General features: G+C 54.6%; 19 protein-coding genes, 5 tRNA genes and 3 other RNA genes. 20 read left to right on the forward strand and 7 right to left on the reverse strand.

Annotation, left to right across the window (positions count from 1 at the left end; translation table 11 throughout):
• Positions 1 to 6 precede the first annotated feature (6 nt).
• From cydX to pnuC, 19 genes are all read left to right on the forward strand, one after another.
• On the forward strand, positions 7 to 120 hold the full coding sequence (gene cydX, locus ACMYSO_RS21245) for a cytochrome bd-I oxidase subunit CydX (protein ID WP_004100325.1): 114 nt from the start codon (positions 7 to 9) through the stop codon (positions 118 to 120).
• Positions 120 to 413 (forward strand): cyd operon protein YbgE, encoded by a 294-nt coding sequence (gene ybgE / locus ACMYSO_RS21250; RefSeq protein WP_434667607.1) that lies wholly within the window; start codon positions 120 to 122, stop codon positions 411 to 413. Before cydX ends, ybgE begins: the two co-directional genes overlap by 1 nt.
• A gap of 160 nt (positions 414 to 573) precedes the next feature.
• Positions 574 to 978, forward strand: a complete 405-nt coding sequence (ybgC, locus tag ACMYSO_RS21255; protein ID WP_004859689.1) for a tol-pal system-associated acyl-CoA thioesterase — start codon at positions 574 to 576, stop codon at positions 976 to 978.
• On the forward strand, positions 975 to 1667 hold the full coding sequence (gene tolQ, locus ACMYSO_RS21260; protein ID WP_123756003.1) for a Tol-Pal system protein TolQ: 693 nt from the start codon (positions 975 to 977) through the stop codon (positions 1665 to 1667). The genes ybgC and tolQ overlap by 4 nt, the downstream gene beginning before the upstream one ends.
• Positions 1668 to 1670: 3 nt before the next feature.
• A complete protein-coding gene (gene tolR, locus ACMYSO_RS21265; RefSeq protein ID WP_434585878.1) occupies positions 1671 to 2099 on the forward strand; it encodes a colicin uptake protein TolR in 429 nt (142 codons plus the stop codon).
• Between the two features lie 103 nt (positions 2100 to 2202).
• Positions 2203 to 3492, forward strand: a complete 1290-nt coding sequence (tolA, locus tag ACMYSO_RS21270; RefSeq protein WP_434667608.1) for a cell envelope integrity protein TolA — start codon at positions 2203 to 2205, stop codon at positions 3490 to 3492.
• 129 nt (positions 3493 to 3621) lie between these two features.
• Positions 3622 to 4914: a Tol-Pal system beta propeller repeat protein TolB gene (tolB, locus tag ACMYSO_RS21275; protein ID WP_434670855.1), complete on the forward strand. Its 1293-nt coding sequence runs from the start codon at positions 3622 to 3624 to the stop codon at positions 4912 to 4914.
• Positions 4915 to 4948: 34 nt separating this feature from the next.
• Positions 4949 to 5473 (forward strand): peptidoglycan-associated lipoprotein Pal, encoded by a 525-nt coding sequence (pal, locus tag ACMYSO_RS21280; RefSeq protein WP_004859700.1) that lies wholly within the window; start codon positions 4949 to 4951, stop codon positions 5471 to 5473.
• Positions 5474 to 5482: 9 nt separating this feature from the next.
• Entirely contained in the window at positions 5483 to 6271 is a 789-nt protein-coding gene (cpoB, locus tag ACMYSO_RS21285) for a cell division protein CpoB (protein ID WP_434667611.1), read from the forward strand.
• A 162-nt stretch (positions 6272 to 6433) separates the two neighbouring features.
• Positions 6434 to 6509: transfer RNA gene (locus tag ACMYSO_RS21290), tRNA-Lys, on the forward strand.
• Positions 6510 to 6536: 27 nt separating this feature from the next.
• Positions 6537 to 6612: transfer RNA gene (locus ACMYSO_RS21295), tRNA-Val, on the forward strand.
• Positions 6613 to 6615: 3 nt separating this feature from the next.
• Positions 6616 to 6691, forward strand: a tRNA-Lys gene (locus ACMYSO_RS21300).
• Between the two features lie 45 nt (positions 6692 to 6736).
• Positions 6737 to 6812 (forward strand) — tRNA-Lys (locus ACMYSO_RS21305).
• 129 nt (positions 6813 to 6941) lie between these two features.
• Positions 6942 to 7017, forward strand: a tRNA-Lys gene (locus ACMYSO_RS21310).
• A gap of 31 nt (positions 7018 to 7048) precedes the next feature.
• Positions 7049 to 7174, forward strand: a non-coding RNA gene (locus ACMYSO_RS21315) — RtT sRNA.
• A 31-nt stretch (positions 7175 to 7205) separates the two neighbouring features.
• A non-coding RNA gene (locus ACMYSO_RS21320) (RtT sRNA) lies at positions 7206 to 7331 on the forward strand.
• A gap of 22 nt (positions 7332 to 7353) precedes the next feature.
• Positions 7354 to 7488: non-coding RNA, RtT sRNA (locus ACMYSO_RS21325), on the forward strand.
• A 209-nt stretch (positions 7489 to 7697) separates the two neighbouring features.
• Positions 7698 to 8741, forward strand: coding sequence for a quinolinate synthase NadA (nadA, locus tag ACMYSO_RS21330; protein WP_123756008.1), 1044 nt, complete (start codon positions 7698 to 7700; stop codon positions 8739 to 8741).
• A gap of 36 nt (positions 8742 to 8777) precedes the next feature.
• Positions 8778 to 9497: a nicotinamide riboside transporter PnuC gene (pnuC, locus tag ACMYSO_RS21335; protein ID WP_434667613.1), complete on the forward strand. Its 720-nt coding sequence runs from the start codon at positions 8778 to 8780 to the stop codon at positions 9495 to 9497.
• On the opposite strand, the gene zitB is transcribed toward pnuC, so the two are convergent.
• The gene (zitB, locus tag ACMYSO_RS21340) at positions 9494 to 10432 is read right to left on the reverse strand and encodes a CDF family zinc transporter ZitB (protein WP_434585874.1); all 939 of its coding nucleotides are present in this window, start codon (positions 10430 to 10432) and stop codon (positions 9494 to 9496) included. The genes pnuC and zitB overlap by 4 nt on opposite strands.
• Positions 10433 to 10860: 428 nt before the next feature.
• On the opposite strand from zitB, the gene aroG reads away from it, so the two are divergent.
• Positions 10861 to 11913: a 3-deoxy-7-phosphoheptulonate synthase AroG gene (gene aroG, locus ACMYSO_RS21345; protein ID WP_434585873.1), complete on the forward strand. Its 1053-nt coding sequence runs from the start codon at positions 10861 to 10863 to the stop codon at positions 11911 to 11913.
• Between the two features lie 89 nt (positions 11914 to 12002).
• On the opposite strand, the gene gpmA is transcribed toward aroG, so the two are convergent.
• The 6 genes from gpmA to modF all read right to left on the reverse strand — a co-directional run bounded on the left by gpmA (position 12003) and on the right by modF (position 18904).
• A complete protein-coding gene (gene gpmA / locus ACMYSO_RS21350) occupies positions 12003 to 12755 on the reverse strand; it encodes a 2,3-diphosphoglycerate-dependent phosphoglycerate mutase (protein ID WP_123756012.1) in 753 nt (250 codons plus the stop codon).
• Between the two features lie 206 nt (positions 12756 to 12961).
• Positions 12962 to 14005 carry a galactose-1-epimerase gene (galM, locus tag ACMYSO_RS21355; protein WP_434667618.1) on the reverse strand — a complete coding sequence of 348 codons (1044 nt, stop codon included), beginning with the start codon at positions 14003 to 14005 and terminating at the stop codon, positions 12962 to 12964.
• Positions 13999 to 15147 carry a galactokinase gene (gene galK, locus ACMYSO_RS21360; RefSeq protein WP_123756014.1) on the reverse strand — a complete coding sequence of 383 codons (1149 nt, stop codon included), beginning with the start codon at positions 15145 to 15147 and terminating at the stop codon, positions 13999 to 14001. Before galK ends, galM begins: the two co-directional genes overlap by 7 nt.
• A 2-nt stretch (positions 15148 to 15149) precedes the next feature.
• Positions 15150 to 16196 carry a galactose-1-phosphate uridylyltransferase gene (galT, locus tag ACMYSO_RS21365; protein ID WP_434667622.1) on the reverse strand — a complete coding sequence of 349 codons (1047 nt, stop codon included), beginning with the start codon at positions 16194 to 16196 and terminating at the stop codon, positions 15150 to 15152.
• A 9-nt stretch (positions 16197 to 16205) separates the two neighbouring features.
• Positions 16206 to 17222 (reverse strand): UDP-glucose 4-epimerase GalE, encoded by a 1017-nt coding sequence (gene galE / locus ACMYSO_RS21370; protein ID WP_434585869.1) that lies wholly within the window; start codon positions 17220 to 17222, stop codon positions 16206 to 16208.
• A 206-nt stretch (positions 17223 to 17428) separates the two neighbouring features.
• Complete coding sequence (gene modF / locus ACMYSO_RS21375; RefSeq protein WP_434667625.1) at positions 17429 to 18904, reverse strand: molybdate ABC transporter ATP-binding protein ModF; 1476 nt, start codon at positions 18902 to 18904, stop codon at positions 17429 to 17431.
• Positions 18905 to 18908: the final 4 nt, after the last annotated feature.

Consider the following 18908-nt stretch of genomic DNA (forward strand, 5'->3'; position numbering starts at 1 on the left):
CTATAAATGTGGTATTTCGCATGGATTTTGGGAACGCTTCTTGCCTGTGCTTTTGGCGTGATTACTGCGTTAGCGCTTGAGCACGTTGAAGCGACCAAAGCAGGTAAAGAAGAACATTGATGAGTAAAGTTATCGCACTGATGTACGCGATAATGGACAAGCGCCCGTTAAGGGCGCTTTCCTTATTGATGGCGCTGCTGCTGGCAGGGTGCATCATGTGGGATCCGTCGCGCTTCGCGGCGAAAACCAGTTCACTGGAGATCTGGCACGGGTTCCTGCTGATGTGGGCCGTGTGCGCCGGGGTTATCCACGGTGTGGGTTTCAGCCCACGAGCCGTCCACTGGAAAGGGATTTTTTGTCCACTTATCGCTGATATTGTCCTCATTACAGGGCTGTTTTTCTTCTTCTTTTGAAAGAGAAGAGAATAAGAGAACTCTGTTATCCCCATGGGCTTGCATAAGCCCATAAAAATTTACTCGCTGTTTACTTTCTCCCATTCCCAACCACGTTCCCCGCGCGTATAGTAGCGAAGTTTGAAAGCACTACTCTTTTTTTGCATTACCGGGATGTAAAGTGAATACAACGCTGTTTCGATGGCCGGTACGTGTCTACTATGAAGACACCGATGCCGGTGGTGTGGTTTACCACGCCAGCTACGTCGCTTTTTATGAAAGAGCACGCACAGAGATGCTGCGCCACCATCACTTCAGTCAGCAGGTTCTGCTGGCTGAACGAGTTGCCTTCGTGGTTCGCAAAATGACGCTGGAATATTTTGCGCCCGCCAGACTCGACGATATGCTCGAAATCCAGACAGAAATCACCTCAATGCGAGGCACCTCTTTGGTTTTCACGCAGCGAATCGTCAACGCAGAGAATACAGTTTTGAATGAAGCTGAAGTTCTCATTGTGTGCGTTGATCCACTCTTAATGAAGCCTCGTGCGCTTCCCAAGTCTATTGTCGCGGAGTTTAAGCAGTGACTGACATGAATATCCTTGATTTGTTCCTGAAGGCGAGCCTTCTGGTTAAACTTATCATGTTGATTTTGATTGGTTTTTCTATCGCTTCCTGGGCTATCATTATTCAGAGAACGCGTATCCTCAATACGGCAAGCCGCGAAGCGGAAGCTTTTGAAGACAAATTCTGGTCGGGCATCGAGCTGTCTCGCCTGTATCAGGAAAGCCAGGGGCGTCGCGATAATCTGGTGGGGTCTGAACAAATTTTTTACAGCGGTTTCAAAGAGTTCGCTCGTTTGCATCGCGCAAACAGCCATGCGCCTGAAGCCGTGGTTGAGGGGGCATCGCGTGCGATGCGTATCTCCATGAACCGCGAACTGGAAACCCTGGAAACGCATATTCCGTTCCTCGGAACCGTCGGCTCGATCAGCCCGTATATCGGTCTGTTCGGTACCGTCTGGGGGATTATGCACGCCTTTATTGCACTCGGTGCGGTAAAACAGGCGACACTGCAGATGGTTGCACCGGGCATCGCGGAAGCGCTGATCGCCACGGCAATCGGCCTGTTTGCGGCAATCCCGGCGGTCATGGCCTATAACCGTTTGAACCAGCGCGTGAACAAACTTGAACTGAACTACGACAACTTTATGGAAGAGTTCACCGCGATTCTGCACCGTCAGGCGTTTACCAGCAGCGAAAGCAATAAGGGGTAAGCCATGGCCAGAGCACGTGGACGCGGACGTCGCGAACTGAAGTCCGAGATCAACATCGTTCCGCTGCTGGATGTCCTGCTGGTGCTGTTGCTGATTTTTATGGCGACCGCGCCGATCATTACGCAGAGCGTAGAGGTCGACCTGCCGGATGCGACGGAATCACAAGCGGTGAAAAGCAATGATGATCCGCCGGTGATCGTTGAGGTTTCCGGCATCGGGCAGTACAGCGTAAAAGTGGGCCCGGAGACGCTGTCGCAGCTGCCGCCAGAGCAGGTTATTGCTGAAGCGAAACGCCGACTCGACGCGAACGAGAAAACGGTGTTCCTGATCGGCGGTGCGAAAGACGTACCTTACGATGAAATTATTAAAGCGCTTAACCTGTTGCATAGCGCAGGGGTTAAATCGGTTGGCTTAATGACCAAGCCTATTTAATCGCTTCAGATATGTGCGCCCGTGAGGCCGTTGGCGGCGAGAGTGACTGGCTCGCTGCTAGCGAGAATAGCGGGAACAGGCGAACAGTTTTTGGGAACCGATAGTGTCAAAGGCAACCGAACAAAACGACAAGCTTAAACGAGCGATCATAGTTTCAGTCGCGCTGCACATCATTCTGATCGCGCTGCTGATCTGGAGTTCGTTCGATGAGCATCTGGATACCTCAGCCGGTGGCGGTGGGGGCTCCTCCATTGATGCAGTAATGGTTGATCCTGGTGCGGTCGTGAATAACTACAACCGTCAGCAGCAGCAGCAGGCCAGCTCGCGTCGTGCCGCTGAGCAGCGCGAAAAGCAGGCTCAGCAGCAGGCGGAAGAATTGCGTGAAAAGCAGGCTGCAGAGCAAGATCGTCTGAAGCAGCTTGAGCAGGATCGTCTGCAGGCGCAGGAAGCCGCTAAAGAAGCAAAAGAACAGCAGAAGCAGGCTGAAGAAGCGGCGGAGAAAGCGGCTGCTGCCGCGAAAGCCAAAGCAGATTCTCAGGCCAAAGAAGCGCAGGAAGCGGCAGCAAAAGCTGCGGCTGACGCGAAGGCGAAAGCAGATGCTCAGGCGAAAGTAGCGGAAGCTGCGGCAGCCAAAGCCGCTGCTGATGCGAAGAAACAGGCTGAAGCCGAAGCGGCAAAAGCGGCTGCAGATGCTCAGAAGAAAGCGGAAGCTGTAGCAGCGAAAGCCGCCGCCGATGCCGCGAAGAAAGCACAGCAGCAGGCTGAAAAGCAAGCTCAGCAGGAAGCAGCTAAGCAGGCAGCGGCCGAGAAAGCTGCGGCTGAAAAAGCCGCTGCCCAAAAGGCCGCTTCTGAGAAAGCCGCCGCGGAAAAAGCAGAAAAAGCCGCAGCAGCCAAAGCCGCAGCAGCGGAAAAAGCCGCCGCGGATAAAGCAGAGAAAGCTGCTAAGGCCGCCGCTGCAAAAGCAGCAGCAGCGAAAAAAGCGGCTGCCGCCAAAGATGCTGACGGCGTCGACGACCTGCTGGGTGACCTGAGTTCAGGTAAGAATGCGCCGAAAGGCGGCAGTGCAAAAGGTCAGGGGCAACCTGCCAATGCGGCAGGAACATCGGGCAGTAATGGTGGGGCTTCTGGGGCTGATATCAGCGCTTATGCATCGCAAATTCGAAATGCTATTCAAAGCAAATTGTATGGTGCAGACCTGTATGCTGGTAAGTCTTGCGTGTTGCATATTAAGCTAGGATCTGATGGTCAACTGCTTGATGTTCAACAAGAAGGTGGGGATCCAGCGCTTTGTCAGGCTGCGGTGACAGCCGCGAAGACGGCGCGAATTCCTAAGCCGCCTAGCCAGGCTGTTTATGAGAAAATTAAAGATGCCAAACTAGACTTTAAACTGTAATGATTTTCCCCGTGCAAGCGGGGCAAAACAATCTATGGTAGTCACTGGGTTTTGGTAGTTTTGTATATTTGAGTTTGTTAACATTCTGCTAAATTATCGTGGGCCTTCCGCCCGGATAAGGGAGATATGATGAAGCAGGCATTACGAGTAGCATTTGGTTTTTTAATGCTGTGGGCGGCAGTGCTGCACGCAGAAGTACGTATCGAGATCACCCAAGGGGTGGACTCGGCACGCCCGATCGGCGTTGTGCCGTTCCAGTGGGCTGGGCCGGGTGCTGCACCTGAAGATATTGGCGGTGTCGTGGCGGCTGACCTGCGTAACAGCGGTAAGTTCAACCCACTGGATCGCTCGCGTCTGCCTCAGCAACCGGGTACGGCACAAGAAGTGCAGCCGGCGGCATGGTCTGCGCTGGGTATCGATGCGGTCGTGGTTGGTCAGGTCACGGGTAACCCGGATGGTTCGTACAACGTTGCGTACCAGCTGGTCGATACCGGTGGTGCTCCGGGGACGATTCTGGCGCAAAACTCTTATAAGGTCACTAAACAGTACCTGCGCTATGCGGCCCACACCGCCAGCGACGCGGTATTTGAGAAGCTGACTTCTATTAAAGGTGCGTTCCGTACTCGTATTGCTTACGTGGTGCAGACCAACGGCGGCCAGTTCCCGTACGAACTGCGCGTCTCTGACTACGATGGCTACAACCAGTTCACCGTTCACCGTTCACCACAGCCGCTGATGTCTCCGGCATGGTCTCCGGACGGTTCTAAACTGGCTTACGTCACCTTCGAAAGCGGTCGTTCGGCGCTGGTTGTGCAGACGCTGGCTAACGGCGCGGTACGTCAGATTGCCTCTTTCCCGCAGCATAACGGTGCACCGGCCTTCTCGCCGGATGGCTCTAAACTGGCCTTTGCGCTGTCAAAAACCGGTAGCCTGCAGCTGTATGTGATGGAACTGGGCTCTGGTCAGATTCGTCAGGTAACCACCGGTCGCAGCAACAACACCGAACCAACCTGGTTCCCGGACAGCCAAAACCTGGCCTTTACATCTGACCAGGCCGGTCGTCCGCAAGTGTACAAAGTCAGCGTCGGCGGCGGTACTCCGCAGCGTATCTCCTGGGAAGGTTCTCAGAACCAGGATGCGGATGTCAGCAGCGACGGTAAATTTATGGTAATGGTGAGCTCGGCCAGCGGTCAGCAGCACATTGCCAAACAAGATCTGGTAGCGGGTGGCGTACAAGTTTTGTCGTCAACGTTCCTGGATGAAACGCCAAGTCTGGCACCTAACGGCACTATGGTAATCTACAGCTCTTCTCAGGGGATGGGATCCGTGCTGAATCTGGTTTCTACAGATGGGCGTTTCAAAGCGCGTCTTCCGGCGACTGATGGACAGGTCAAATTCCCTGCCTGGTCTCCGTATCTGTGATAATAAATAATTGATTATTAAAGGAATCAAAGAAATGCAACTGAACAAAGTGCTGAAAGGGCTGATGATCGCTCTGCCGGTTATGGCAATCGCGGCGTGTTCTTCTAACAAGAATGCCAGCAACGACCAGAGCGGTGAAGGCATGTTGGGTGCCGGCACTGGTATGGATGCTAACGCTAACGGTGGCAACATGTCTTCCGAAGAGCAAGCTCGTCTGCAAATGCAGCAGCTGCAGCAGAACAACATCGTTTACTTCGATCTGGACAAGTACGATATCCGTTCTGACTTCGCTGCAATGCTGGATGCGCACGCTAACTTCCTGCGTAGCAACCCATCCTACAAAGTGACTGTTGAAGGTCACGCGGATGAGCGCGGTACTCCGGAATACAACATCGCTCTGGGTGAGCGTCGTGCTAACGCCGTTAAGATGTATCTGCAGGGCAAAGGTGTTTCCGCCGACCAGATCTCCATCGTTTCTTACGGTAAAGAAAAACCTGCAGTACTGGGTCACGACGAAGCGGCTTACGCTAAAAACCGTCGCGCCGTACTGGTTTACTAAGAGAATTGCATGAGCAGTAACTTCAGACATCATCTGTTGAGTCTGTCGTTACTGGTTGGCATAGCGGCCCCCTGGGCCGCTTTTGCTCAGGCGCCAATCAGTAGTGTCGGCTCTGGCTCGGTCGAAGACCGCGTCACTCAGCTCGAGCGTATTTCTAACGCTCACAGCCAGCTTTTAACCCAACTTCAACAACAGCTCTCCGATAACCAAAATGATATTGATTCCCTGCGCGGTCAGATTCAGGAAAGCCAGTATCAGTTGAATCAGGTTGTTGAACGCCAGAAACAAATCCTGCTACAAATCGACGCTCTTGGTAGCGGCGGTGCAGCAGCAGCCCAGACCTCATCGTCTGCGGGTGATCAGGGCGCAGCAGCAGCTACAGCGGCGCCAGCAGCCTCTTCAGGCGCTCCGGCGTCGAGCGGTGATGCAAATACTGATTACAACGCGGCGATTGCGCTGGTGAAGGATCCTTCGCGCCAGGATGACGCGATGGCGGCATTTCAGACTTTCGTTAAACAGTACCCGGATTCAACATATCAGCCGAACGCCAACTACTGGCTCGGTCAGTTGAATTACAATAAGGGGAAAAAAGACGATGCCGCGTACTATTTTGCTTCCGTGGTGAAAAATTACCCGAAATCCCCTAAAGCGCCAGATGCGATGTTTAAGGTTGGCGTGATCATGCAGGACAAAGGGGATACGGCGAAGGCAAAAGCCGTCTACCAGCAGGTCGTGAGTAAATTTCCCGGCACCGATGGTGCAAAACAAGCTCAGAAACGTCTTAACGCGCTGGGATGATTATGGCATGACCAGAAATCGCATTATTTCTGGTCTTGTCGCGTGAATCCTAAGCAGTCAGATGTTTTTTATCGAAATACTTGTTGCGCTGAATTCTTAAATCAGTAATATATGCCGCCGTTGCCAAGGGATATCGAACAAGCCTGAAGCGGCAAAAAAAGTGGGTCGTTAGCTCAGTTGGTAGAGCAGTTGACTTTTAATCAATTGGTCGCAGGTTCGAATCCTGCACGACCCACCACTAATTAGCAGTATCCAGCGTAGTATCGGGTGATTAGCTCAGCTGGGAGAGCACCTCCCTTACAAGGAGGGGGTCGGCGGTTCGATCCCGTCATCACCCACCACTCGGGTCGTTAGCTCAGTTGGTAGAGCAGTTGACTTTTAATCAATTGGTCGCAGGTTCGAATCCTGCACGACCCACCAATTTTATTGGTGACGAGTGAAGAATAATTCAGGTTGTACCCGAGCGGGTCGTTAGCTCAGTTGGTAGAGCAGTTGACTTTTAATCAATTGGTCGCAGGTTCGAATCCTGCACGACCCACCAATTTAACATCGAAGGTTGATGTTAAACGTGAAGGATAACGTTGCACAGCAACGGCCCGTAGGGCGAGCGAAAGCGAGTCATCCTGCACGACCCACCATCCTGAATGATTAAAGCATCAAAACCCGAAAGGGGTCGTTAGCTCAGTTGGTAGAGCAGTTGACTTTTAATCAATTGGTCGCAGGTTCGAATCCTGCACGACCCACCAATGTAAAAAGGCGCCCTAAAGGCGCCTTTTTGCTATGTACAGAATTTGAAGATTCGAACCTGCCGCAGGTTCGGGTCAAGCGTAGCGAGACAACGGAGCCGTTTACGGCGACGGCCCGAAGGGCGAGTGACAGCGAGTCATCCTGCACGACCCACCAATGTAAAAAGGCGCCCTAAAGGCGCCTTTTTGCTATGTACAGAATTTGAAGATTCGAACCTGCCGCAGGTTCGGGTCAAGCGTAGCGAGACAACGGAGCCGTTTACGGCGACGGCCCGAAGGGCGAGTGACAGCGAGTCATCCTGCACGACCCACCAATGTAAAAAGGCGCCCTAAAGGCGCCTTTTTGCTATGTGCAGAATTTGAAGATTCGAACCTGCCGCAGGTTCGGGTCAAGCGTAGCGAGACAACGGAGCCGTTTACGGCGACGGCCCGAAGGGCGAGCGACAGCGAGTCATCCTGCACGACCCACCAATGTAAAAAGGCGCCTTTTTGCTATGCGCCGTTTTCTCCCGTCACAAGCTTATCCTCCTGCTGTAGCCTCTGGCTGACCGCAAATTCCACACGACATTTTCTGTACAATCCGTTATCTTGTTTAGCATATAAAACACCACAGCCGTCGCTATGCCATCTTCGGGCATATTAACGGTTTTTTCGTTAAGCCAGTAAAACGAGATTGCAAGATGAGCGTAATGTTTGACCCTGAAACGGCGATTTATCCTTTTCCGCCCAAACCGTTGCCACTCAGCCGCGACGAAAAGCACTTTTATCGTGAAAAGATTAAACGTCTGCTGCGTGAACGTGATGCGGTCATGGTTGCCCACTACTATACCGACCCAGAAATTCAGCAACTGGCAGAGGAAACCGGCGGGTGCATCTCTGACTCACTGGAAATGGCCCGGTTCGGTGCCCGTCACCAGGCATCAACGCTGTTGGTCGCCGGGGTGCGCTTTATGGGTGAGACGGCAAAAATCCTCAGTCCGGAAAAAACGATCCTGATGCCAACCTTGCACGCCGAGTGCTCGCTGGATCTCGGCTGTCCGATCGAGGAGTTTTCTGCATTCTGCGATGCGCACCCTGACCGCACCGTCGTGGTCTACGCCAATACCTCTGCGGCGGTCAAAGCACGCGCCGATTGGGTGGTGACCTCAAGCATTGCGGTGGAACTGATTGAACACCTTGATAGTCTGGGCGAAAAAATTATTTGGGCGCCGGACCGCCATCTCGGCAATTATGTGCAAAAACAGACCGGCGCCGACGTGCTGTGCTGGCAGGGCGCCTGTATTGTGCATGATGAGTTTAAAACCCAGGCGCTGACGCGGATGAAAGCACTGTATCCCGATGCCGCTATTCTGGTGCACCCGGAGTCACCGCAGTCGATCGTGGATATGGCGGATGCGGTAGGCTCGACCAGTCAGTTGATTAACGCCGCAAAAACGTTGCCACAGCGCCAGCTCATTGTGGCTACCGATCGTGGGATCTTCTACAAAATGCAGCAGGCTGTCCCGGATAAAGAGCTGCTGGAAGCGCCGACCGCGGGCGAGGGGGCAACCTGTCGCAGCTGCGCTCACTGTCCGTGGATGGCAATGAACGGCCTGAAAGCTATTGCTGAAGGGCTGGAACGTGGGGGCAAAGAGCATGAAATCCATGTAGATGAAACGCTGCGCGCCGGTGCATTAATTCCGCTTAACAGAATGTTGGATTTTGCCGCTACACTACGGGGATAGGGGTTTATCACATCATCAATACGGTTCGGGGAAAATATGGACTTTTTTAGTACACAGAACATCCTGGTGCACATACCCATCGGTGCCGGAGGATACGACTTATCATGGATTGAAGCGGTCGGTACGGTTGCCGGGCTGCTGTGTATCTGGCTGGCGAGTCTGGAAAAGATCAGCAACTATGCTTTCGGGCTGATCAACGTCACCCTGTTTGCCATTATTTTCTTCCAGATTCAGCTGTATGCCAGCCTGCTGCTGCAGGTGTTTTTCTTCGCGGCCAACGTGTACGGCTGGTATGCCTGGTCCCGTCAGACCAGCAGTCATGAAGCTGAGCTGCAGATTCGCTGGCTGCCTCTGCCTAAGGCGCTGGGCTGGCTGACGGCCTGCGTCGTGGCCATTGGCTTGATGACGGTGTTCATTAACCCGGTGTTCGCATTCCTGACGCGGATTGCGGTCACGCTGATGCAGGGGCTTGGGCTGCAGGTCACGATGCCGGAACTACAGCCGGATGCCTTCCCGTTCTGGGACTCCTGCATGATGGTGCTGTCGATTGCGGCAATGATTTTAATGACCCGTAAATATGTCGAGAACTGGCTACTGTGGGTGATCATTAACATCATCAGCGTGGTGATTTTTGCGCTTCAGGGCGTCTATGCCATGTCGCTGGAATACCTGCTGCTGACCTTCATTGCTCTCAACGGTAGCCGGATGTGGATGAACAGCGCGCGTGAGCGAGGTTCTCACGCGTTTTCCCGTTAGTGATGGTGGTGATGCTCATGCCCGGCATGCGTCATGTTGAGACGGCATTCCGGGCCACTGCAGGGCTGATACTCCATCTGCACGGTCACGTGTTCAATCGCATATTTGTGATGTAAAAATTCCTGAATGCGGTTCAGCAAGGCGTCGTGATCGTGCGGGGGAACCACCTGAACATGCAGCGTCATCACCGTTTTTTCGCCAACCAGCCACACGTGCACATGATGGACGTCGCGGACTTCCGCAACGGAGCGGCGCAAATCCCGCTTCAGCCCCTCAACATCCAGCGAGCGCGGCGCCCCTTCCAGCAGCTCATTCATACTCTCCTGCAACAGCCGCCAGGCGCTGCGTAGCACCAGACATGACACCAGCACCGACAGGATCGGATCAATCGGCGTCCAGCCGGTGGTGATAATCACGATGGCGGCGACGATTGCCCCGACCGATCCCAGCAGGTCTCCCAGGACGTGTAATGCGGCGGCGCGCACGTTGAGATTTCGCTCCTCGCTACCGCGATGGAGGATCCAGAATGCCAGGATATTTGCCAGCAAGCCGGCCACGGCGATCACCATCATGGCGGTGCCCGCTACCGGCTGCGGATGGTTGAAACGCTGAATCGCTTCCCAGACAATCAGGATGGTGATTACGACCAGCGCAATAGCGTTAACGAAAGCCGCCAGAGTGGTCAGGCGCAACCAGCCGAAGGTATGGCGGGTGTTGGGCGGGCGACTGGCGAAGCGTACTGCCAGCAGCGCAAACAGTAGGGCGGCTGAATCGGTCAGCATATGACCAGCATCGGCCAGCAGCGCCAGAGAACCAGAAACGACGCCGCCAATGGCTTCAATAATCATAAAGCCGGCGGTGACGATGAAAGCCTGAAGCAGACGTTTTTCGTTACCGTTATCCGTGGTCTGCGAAGAGGTATGAGCGTGGGCCATCGAAGCATCCTGTCATTATGTTATCAATGAGTATCCGACCTGCTGACAGAGTAGCGGTAATTATGCGTCGATTCCATCAGCCCGTATTATCCCCTTCATTCTTCAAGTTGCTTGGGTATATCGGTGATGTGCGCCGGGTTTTCATAACGGTATGGCACGATAAAATAGTGAAAACAGAGAACCTGGAAGCATGATTGTATGATGGCGTAAAATAGACGACATATAATATTTATTCACGCGTTATTTGTAGTGTTTATTACTGATTATGCGCTTTGTTTTTCGCTAATTATTACTGTTTGTATTGTTTTTTTCTATTTAATCAGTGAATTAATGTGCTGACTGTAAAATCCAGTTTACACTTTTCTGGCGGCGAGTTAGATTGAAAGCATTGCACTCAATTGATTAAGTATGGCAACGCTGGAAATAAAATGAATTATCAGAACGACGATTTACGTATTAAAGAGATCAACGAATTATTACCTCCCGTTGCGCTCCTGGAAAAATTCCCCGCTACCGAAAATGCTGCTAACACCGTGGCACACGCACGCAAAGCGATCCATCAGATCCTGAAAGGCAATGACGATCGTTTGCTGGTGGTGATTGGCCCATGTTCTATTCACGATCCTGCCGCGGCGAAAGAGTATGCGGAACGCCTGCTGGCGCTTCGGGAAGAGCTAAAAGGCGAACTGGAAGTCGTGATGCGCGTCTACTTTGAAAAGCCGCGTACCACGGTGGGCTGGAAAGGGCTGATTAACGATCCGCATATGGATAACAGCTTCCGCATCAACGACGGCCTGCGTATTGCCCGTAAGCTGCTGCTGGAGATTAACGACAGCGGCCTGCCTGCGGCGGGTGAGTTCCTCGATATGATCACCCCGCAGTACGTTGCCGACCTGATGAGCTGGGGCGCCATCGGCGCGCGTACCACCGAATCTCAGGTGCATCGTGAGCTCTCTTCAGGCCTCTCCTGTCCGGTTGGTTTTAAAAACGGCACGGACGGCACCATTAAGGTTGCTATCGACGCCATCAACGCCGCCGGTGCGCCGCACTGCTTCCTGTCGGTGACCAAATGGGGTCACTCGGCGATTGTGAACACCAGCGGGAACAGCGATTGCCATATCATCCTGCGCGGCGGTAAAGAGCCGAACTACAGCGCGAAGCATGTGGCTGAAGTGAAAGTCGGGCTGGCAAAAGCTGGCCTGCCATCACAGATTATGATCGATTTCAGCCATGCCAACTCCAGCAAGCAGTTTAAAAAGCAGATGGAAGTGGGTGCGGACGTTTGCCAGCAGATTGCCAACGGCGAACAGGCGATTATGGGTGTGATGATTGAAAGCCACCTGGTTGAAGGCAGCCAGAGCCTGGAAAGCGGTGAGCCGCTGACCTATGGCAAGAGCGTTACCGATGCCTGTATTGGCTGGGAAGATACCGATATTATCCTGCGCCAGCTGGCGGAAGCGGTAAAAGCCCGTCGCGGTTAATACGGCTTACCATCGCCCGGCGGCAATGACGGCGGGCAAATAAAAAAGCGTGGACGAATCCACGCTTTTTTTATGGGGGTCAGCGACGATTACTTCGCTTTACCCTGGTTTGCTACTGCCGCAGCTTTAGCGGCGATTTCATCCGCGTTACCCAGATAGTAGTGTTTGATCGGTTTGAAGTTTTCGTCGAACTCATAAACCAGCGGTACGCCGGTCGGGATGTTCAGTTCGAGGATTTCGTCTTCGCCCATGTTGTCCAGGTATTTCACCAGGGCACGCAGGGAGTTACCGTGAGCGGCGATAATCACGCGCTCACCGCTTTTCAGACGCGGCAGAATGGTTTCGTTCCAGTAAGGCACGACGCGCTCGATGGTCAGTGCCAGGCTCTCAGTGACCGGCAGCTCTTTATCGGTCAGTTTCGCGTAACGCGGATCGTGGCCCGGGAAACGCTCATCGTCTTTGGTCAGTTCTGGCGGGGTGATGGCAAAGCCACGACGCCACTGTTTAACCTGCTCGTCACCGTATTTTTCTGCGGTTTCTGCTTTGTTCAGACCCTGCAGCGCACCGTAGTGACGTTCGTTCAGTTTCCAGGACTTCTCAACCGGCAGCCAGGCCTGATCCAGTTCATCCAGCACGTTCCACAGGGTGTGGATGGCACGTTTCAGCACAGAGGTGTAAGCAAAATCGAAGCTGAAGCCTTCATCTTTCAGCAGTTTACCAGCGGCTTTTGCTTCACCAACGCCTTTCTCAGACAGATCAACATCGTACCAACCGGTGAAACGGTTTTCGTTGTTCCATTGGCTTTCGCCGTGACGAACCAGTACCAGCTTAGTTACAGCCATACACTTACTCCTCAAGCTTTGTTTGAATGATAACAATTCTCATTATATTGCCGTGATTTGCGTCTCGGCAATGCTTATCCCTAACCATAGCGAAAATAGTGGCTCAGTGTAAGATCCTTGTAAATCGACGGTTATGTTTTTGTCTGTAAGTGGCGTATTTTTCAACGAAAGGGCGAAAAAAAGCCCTCCAACAGGAGGGCGGGGGATTATCCGGCGATAAACTGATATTCCGTCAGGCTGACGTACTCCTCGCCCGGGCGTAATACGCAGTCGGGTTGCGGCCACTCCGGATGATTGGGCGAGTCCGGCAGGAATTCACTTTCCAGCGCCAGGCCTTGCCAGTCAGCGTAAGGTTGCTCCGTTCGTGACGGGGTGCCGCCCAGGTAGTTGCCAGAATAAAACTGCAGCGCCGGGGCGGAGGTATACACCGTCATCTGCAGCTTTTTATCCTGTGACCAGACATGGGCCGCTGCGTTGCGGGCATCGCCTTTCGCCTGCAGCAGGAAGGCGTGATCGTAGCCCTTCACCTTGCGCTGATCTTCATCGCGCAGGAAATCGTCCGCCACCGTTTTCGGCGTGCGGAAATCAAAGCTGGTCAGGGTCACATTCTGCAGTGGGCCTCCCGGAATGCCGTCGCTCTCAACCGGCAGATAGCTGTCGGCAAAAATTTGCAGCTGGTGGTTGCGAACGTCCGTTTGCCCGCCGTCGAGGTTGAAGTAGACGTGGTTGGTCAGGTTGACCGGGCAGGGCCTGTCAACCGTGGCACGATACTCGATAGCAATGCGGTTATCTTCCGTAAGACGATAGTGCGCCGTCGCCGTCAGGTTGCCCGGGAACCCCTGGTCTCCGTCATCGGACGTTATGGCAAACAGCACCTGATGCTCATCGGCGCTGACGATTTGCCAGCGACGTTTATCAAAGCCGTCAGGCCCGCCGTGCAGCTGATGACCGGCCTCGTTAGAGGGGAGCAGATTGACGGTCTGCCCATCGAGGCTAAAGCGGCTGTTGGCGATACGGTTGGCATAGCGGCCCACGGAGGCACCAAGATAGGCCGCCTGGCGGGTGTAATCTTGCGGCGACGCGCAACCAAGCAGCGCTTCACGGACTTCGCCATCGGCCAACGGCACCTGGGCGGAGAGCAACGTAGCGCCCCAGTCCATCAGGGTAACGACCATCCCGCCGGTATTACGCAGGACGATCAGATTCCACGGCTGCCCGTCGGGCGCCCGTTCTGTTGTCTGGTTTAGCACTGGCCGGCCCCCTGGGATGGTTTGCACACATAGAAGGTCTCTTTAATACCGGTTTTGGCTTCATACTGCTGCGCCACGGCCTGCTGAACGGTGGCCACCAGATCTTCCGGCACCAGCGCCACGATGCAACCGCCAAAACCGCCGCCGGTCATGCGTACGCCACCTTTATCACCGATGGTGGCTTTGACGATGTCAACCAGGGTGTCAATTTGCGGCACGGTGATTTCAAAGTCATCGCGCATTGAGGCATGCGATTCGGCCATCAGCTCGCCCATGCGTTTCAGATCGCCTTTTTCCAGCGCGGTAGCGGCTTCGAGCGTCCGGGCGTTTTCGGTCAGTACGTGGCGGACGCGTTTCGCCACCACCGGGTCCAGTTCACTAGCGACGGCATTGAATTCGGCAAGGGTGACGTCACGCAGTGCCGGCTGCTGGAAGAAACGCGCGCCGGTTTCACACTGTTCGCGGCGCGTGTTGTATTCGCTACCTACCAGGGTACGTTTAAAATTACTGTTGATGATCACTACCGCGACGCCTTTCGGCATGGAGACGGCTTTGGTGCCTAACGTACGGCAGTCGAGCAGTAGGGCGTGATCTTTTTTACCCAGCGCGGAGATCAGCTGATCCATGATGCCGCAGTTACAGCCCACGAACTGGTTCTCTGCTTCCTGGCCGTTGAGGGCGATTTGCGCGCCGTCCAGCGGCAGATGGTACAACTGCTGGAACACGGTCCCGACCGCTACTTCCAGCGACGCAGAGGAGCTTAAGCCCGCCCCTTGTGGGACGTTGCCGCTGATGACCAGATCCGCACCATTGAACTGGTTGTTTCGCTGTTGCAGATGTTTCACGACGCCGCGGACGTAGTTTGACCACTGCTGGCTGTCGTGGCTGACGATCGGCTTATCCAGGGAGAATTCGTCGGTCTGATTATCGTAATCGGCCGCAATCACCCGCACGATACGGTCCGTACGCGGCGCACAGCTGATCACCGTCTGGTAATCAATGGCGCAGGGCAGCACGAAGCCGTCGTTGTAGTCGGTGTGCTCGCCGATCAGGTTAACGCGACCCGGTGCCTGAATCACGTGGGTGGCAGGGTAGCCGAATTTTTCAGCAAACAGGGCTTGGGTGGTTTCTTTCAGACTCATTGTTATTCTCCGGATTCGCGAAAATGGACGTCGCTGACTGCCCGCAGGCTCCCGGCGGCTTGTTCTGCCGTCAGGTCACGCTGGGTTTCGGCCAGCATTTCGTAGCCGACCATAAATTTGCGCACCGTCGCAGAGCGCAACAGCGGCGGATAAAAGTGAGCGTGCAGCTGCCAGTGATGGTTGTCTTCGCCAGTAAACGGCGCGCCGTGCCAGCCCATGGAATAGGGGAATGAACACTGGAACAGGTTATCGTAGCGGCTGGTCAGCTTTTTCAACGCCAGCGCAAGATCGCTACGCTGCGCTGGGGTTAAATCGGTCAGACGCAACACATGCGCTTTCGGCAGCAGCAGCGTCTCGAATGGCCATGCGGCCCAGTAAGGCACCACCGCCAGCCAGTGTTCAGTTTCCACCACCGTGCGGCTGCCGTCGGCTAATTCACGCTGCACGTAATCCACCAGCATCGGTGAACCCTGTTCAGTGAAGTAGGCTTTTTGCAGACGATCTTCGCGTTCGGCCTCATTTGGCAGGAAGCTGTTCGCCCAGACCTGGCCGTGCGGGTGCGGGTTGGAGCAGCCCATCGCCGCGCCTTTATTTTCAAACACCTGCACCCACGGGTAGCGTTCACCCAGCTCGGCGGTCTGTTCCTGCCACGTTTTAACCACGCCTTCCAGCGCCTCTACGCTCAGCTCAGGCAGCGTTTTGCTGTGATCTGGCGAGAAGCAGATGACCCGACTGGTGCCACGAGCACTCTGGCAACGCATCAGCGGATCGTCGCTTTCAGGTGCATCGGGGGTATCGGTCATCAATGCCGCAAAGTCATTGGTAAACACGTAGGTACCGGCGTAATTCGGGTTGGTGTCGCCAGTGACGCGGGTATTCCCCGGGCACAGGAAACAATCCGGATCGTGCGCTGGCAGGGTCAGCCTGGCCGGCGTTTCCTGAGCCCCTTGCCAGGGACGCTTGGCGCGATGCGGTGATACCAGAATCCACTGCCCGGTTAACGGGTTATAACGACGATGCGGATGGTCGACGGGGTTAAATACGCTCATGACGGTTCCTTAGTCTGGGTAACCCTGAGGATGACGGGACTGCCAGTGCCAGGTGTCCTGCGCCATCTCGTCAAGGTTGCGCGTAACGCGCCAGTTAAGCTCGCGGTCGGCCTTTTCGGCATCCGCCCAGTAGGCCGGGAGGTCGCCATCGCGGCGCGGCGCGAAGTGGTAATTAACAGATTTGCCGCAGGCTTTGCTGAAGGCATTGATCACGTCCAGGACGCTGCTGCCGACGCCTGCGCCGAGGTTATAAATGTGTACGCCTGCACGATCCGCCAGTTTTTCCATGGCGGCAACGTGACCATCGGCCAGGTCCATGACGTGGATATAGTCACGCACGCCGGTACCATCTGGGGTCGGATAATCATTGCCGAAGACCGCCAGCGAGTCGCGACGACCGACCGCCACCTGGGCGATATACGGCATCAGGTTGTTCGGGATACCCTGCGGGTCTTCGCCCATGTCGCCTGACGGATGCGCGCCAACCGGGTTGAAATAACGCAACAGCGCAATGCTCCACTCCGGCTGGGCTTTTTGCAGGTCGGTCAGAATTTGCTCGACCATCAGTTTGCTCTTGCCGTACGGGCTTTGCGGCGTACCGGTCGGGAAACTTTCGACATAAGGGATCTTTGGCTGGTCGCCGTAGACGGTGGCGGAGGAGCTGAAGATGAAGTTCTTTACGCCAGCGGCGCGCATGGCGGAAACTAATTTGAGTGTACCGGTGACGTTATTGTCGTAGTATTCCAGCGGCTTCGCGACGGATTCGCCGACGGCTTTCAGTCCCGCGAAGTGGATAACCGCTTCAATCGCGTGATCGTGCAGAATTTCGGTCATCAGCGCTTCATTACGAATATCGCCTTCGACAAAGGTGGCCGTTTTCCCGCCAAGACGCTCAATGATCGGCAGGACGCTGCGCTTGCTGTTGCAGAGATTGTCGAGAATAACCACATCGTGTCCCTGCAGTAGCAGCTGAACGCAGGTATGACTTCCAATGTAACCGCTACCACCTGTAACCAGTACTTTCATGATTCGCTCCAATAGGCTTATCGTGTGTGATGAAGATAGCATACCAAAGAAGTCAAAAGTGTGACACAGGCCAAATTGGTGGAATCGTTTACACTAAAATACATAATACCAATATTTGAATTTTTTTTATTTAAAAACAGTGTAATGAGGTGGTTTTTAGATATTTTTCTGAAAATAGAGCGGGGCCCACAGACCCCGGTATTGCCTTAATCGGTGAGTGGACCGACCTCGTAAGTGTAACCGTCTCCACTACGGATAAATGCCAGACGATGGGTAATGCACTCGGGTGCATCTTCGGCGTGGTGGGAGACAAACAGCAACTGGGTAGCGCCTTCGCTAATCAGCACATCAACAAAACGGCGCACCAGCTGGCGGTTGAGCGGATCCAGCCCCTGCAGTGGCTCGTCAAGAATCAACACCGTTGGATGTTTTACCAGCGCCCGGACGATCAGCGCCAGCCGTTGCTGTCCCCATGAAAGGCTATGGAACGGCGCATCGGCAGTGCGCTTATCGATACCCAGAATATCCAGCCAGTTCTGCACCAGCTTGTGCTGCTTATCTGAAACCGCCTGGTAAATGCCAATAGAGTCAAAATAACCCGACAGAATCACATTACGCACCGTCGTACTGACGCGGTACTCAAGATGCAGGCTGCTGCTGACATAGCCAATATGCTTTTTAATATCCCAGATGGTTTCACCGCTGCCACGGCGGCGACCAAACAGGGAGAGATCGTTGCTATAGCCCTGCGGGTGATCGCCGGTGACCAGGCTCAGCAGGGTCGATTTGCCGGCGCCGTTAGGGCCGACGATCTGCCAGTGTTGGCCGGGGTTAACCGTCCAGCTCAGATGGTCGATGATCGGCCTATCGTTATACGATACTACGCCATCTTTCAGTACGATAAGCGGCGTGTCGGCATCCAGGGCGTGACGGGCGGCCGGGGCATCCGGCTCAGGCAGGGTCATGCCATTCAGTTGTTCACTGTGCGCCAGCTGGGCAATCAGCGCCTGTTGCAGCAGGCGCTGCTTTTCACCGGTTTCGGTCAGGGTGCAGTCCGCCAGCACGCCGGCAAACTGAACAAACGACGGAATTTCATCGAAGCGATTGAGCACCAGCACCAGGGTGATCCCTTCGCCATTCAGCGTTTCCAGTAGCCCGGCAAGCTGCTGGCGGGAGGCAACGTCGAGGCCATCAAAGGGTTCATCGAGGATCAGCAGATCGGGCTGCGCCATCAGGGCCTGGCACAGCAGCGTTTTCCGCGTTTCCCCGGTGGAGAGGTATTTAAAGCGGCGCTGGAGCAGGCCGGAGATACCAAACAGCTCGGCAAGGTGCGCGCAACGCTCGGCATCTTTAACCTCTTCCTGGATGATCTCCTGCGTCGTGCGGCCGGTATCTTCTTCGCCAGGGCTGAGCAAATCGGTATTGTTGCGCTGCCATTCGTCGCTGACCAGTTTCTGTAGCTGCTCAAACGACAGGCGGGTAATGCGGGAGAAACGGCTTTCACGCTGGCCGGAGAGCAGGGTGAGCTCGCCGGAAAGCGCGCGGGCCAGCGCGGATTTCCCGCTGCCGTTGCTGCCGACGAAAGCCCAGCTTTCACCCGCGTTCACGCTGAGGTGTTCGATAGCGAGCGTTTTAGTATCGCTCAGGCGAAATATGCCTTGCGAAATTTGCAATGATGACATTGTG

It is taken from the genome of Klebsiella sp. B345 (assembly GCF_051131735.1).
In the GTDB taxonomy this organism is placed as follows: domain Bacteria; phylum Pseudomonadota; class Gammaproteobacteria; order Enterobacterales; family Enterobacteriaceae; genus Klebsiella.

Bases quoted from the DNA above. Each gene is read 5' to 3' on its own strand.
- cydX (WP_004100325.1), top strand. From the start codon at position 7: ATGTGGTATTTCGCATGGATTTTGGGAACGCTTCTTGCCTGTGCTTTT.
- ybgE (WP_434667607.1), top strand. From the start codon at position 120: ATGAGTAAAGTTATCGCACTGATGTACGCGATAATGGACAAGCGCCCG.
- tolR (WP_434585878.1), top strand. From the start codon at position 1,671: ATGGCCAGAGCACGTGGACGCGGACGTCGCGAACTGAAGTCCGAGATC.
- tolB (WP_434670855.1), top strand. From the start codon at position 3,622: ATGAAGCAGGCATTACGAGTAGCATTTGGTTTTTTAATGCTGTGGGCG.
- pal (WP_004859700.1), top strand. From the start codon at position 4,949: ATGCAACTGAACAAAGTGCTGAAAGGGCTGATGATCGCTCTGCCGGTT.
- cpoB (WP_434667611.1), top strand. From the start codon at position 5,483: ATGAGCAGTAACTTCAGACATCATCTGTTGAGTCTGTCGTTACTGGTT.
- nadA (WP_123756008.1), top strand. From the start codon at position 7,698: ATGAGCGTAATGTTTGACCCTGAAACGGCGATTTATCCTTTTCCGCCC.
- pnuC (WP_434667613.1), top strand. From the start codon at position 8,778: ATGGACTTTTTTAGTACACAGAACATCCTGGTGCACATACCCATCGGT.
- zitB (WP_434585874.1), bottom strand. From the start codon at position 10,432: ATGGCCCACGCTCATACCTCTTCGCAGACCACGGATAACGGTAACGAA.
- aroG (WP_434585873.1), top strand. From the start codon at position 10,861: ATGAATTATCAGAACGACGATTTACGTATTAAAGAGATCAACGAATTA.
- gpmA (WP_123756012.1), bottom strand. From the start codon at position 12,755: ATGGCTGTAACTAAGCTGGTACTGGTTCGTCACGGCGAAAGCCAATGG.
- galK (WP_123756014.1), bottom strand. From the start codon at position 15,147: ATGAGTCTGAAAGAAACCACCCAAGCCCTGTTTGCTGAAAAATTCGGC.
- galT (WP_434667622.1), bottom strand. From the start codon at position 16,196: ATGAGCGTATTTAACCCCGTCGACCATCCGCATCGTCGTTATAACCCG.
- galE (WP_434585869.1), bottom strand. From the start codon at position 17,222: ATGAAAGTACTGGTTACAGGTGGTAGCGGTTACATTGGAAGTCATACC.
- modF (WP_434667625.1), bottom strand. From the start codon at position 18,904: ATGTCATCATTGCAAATTTCGCAAGGCATATTTCGCCTGAGCGATACT.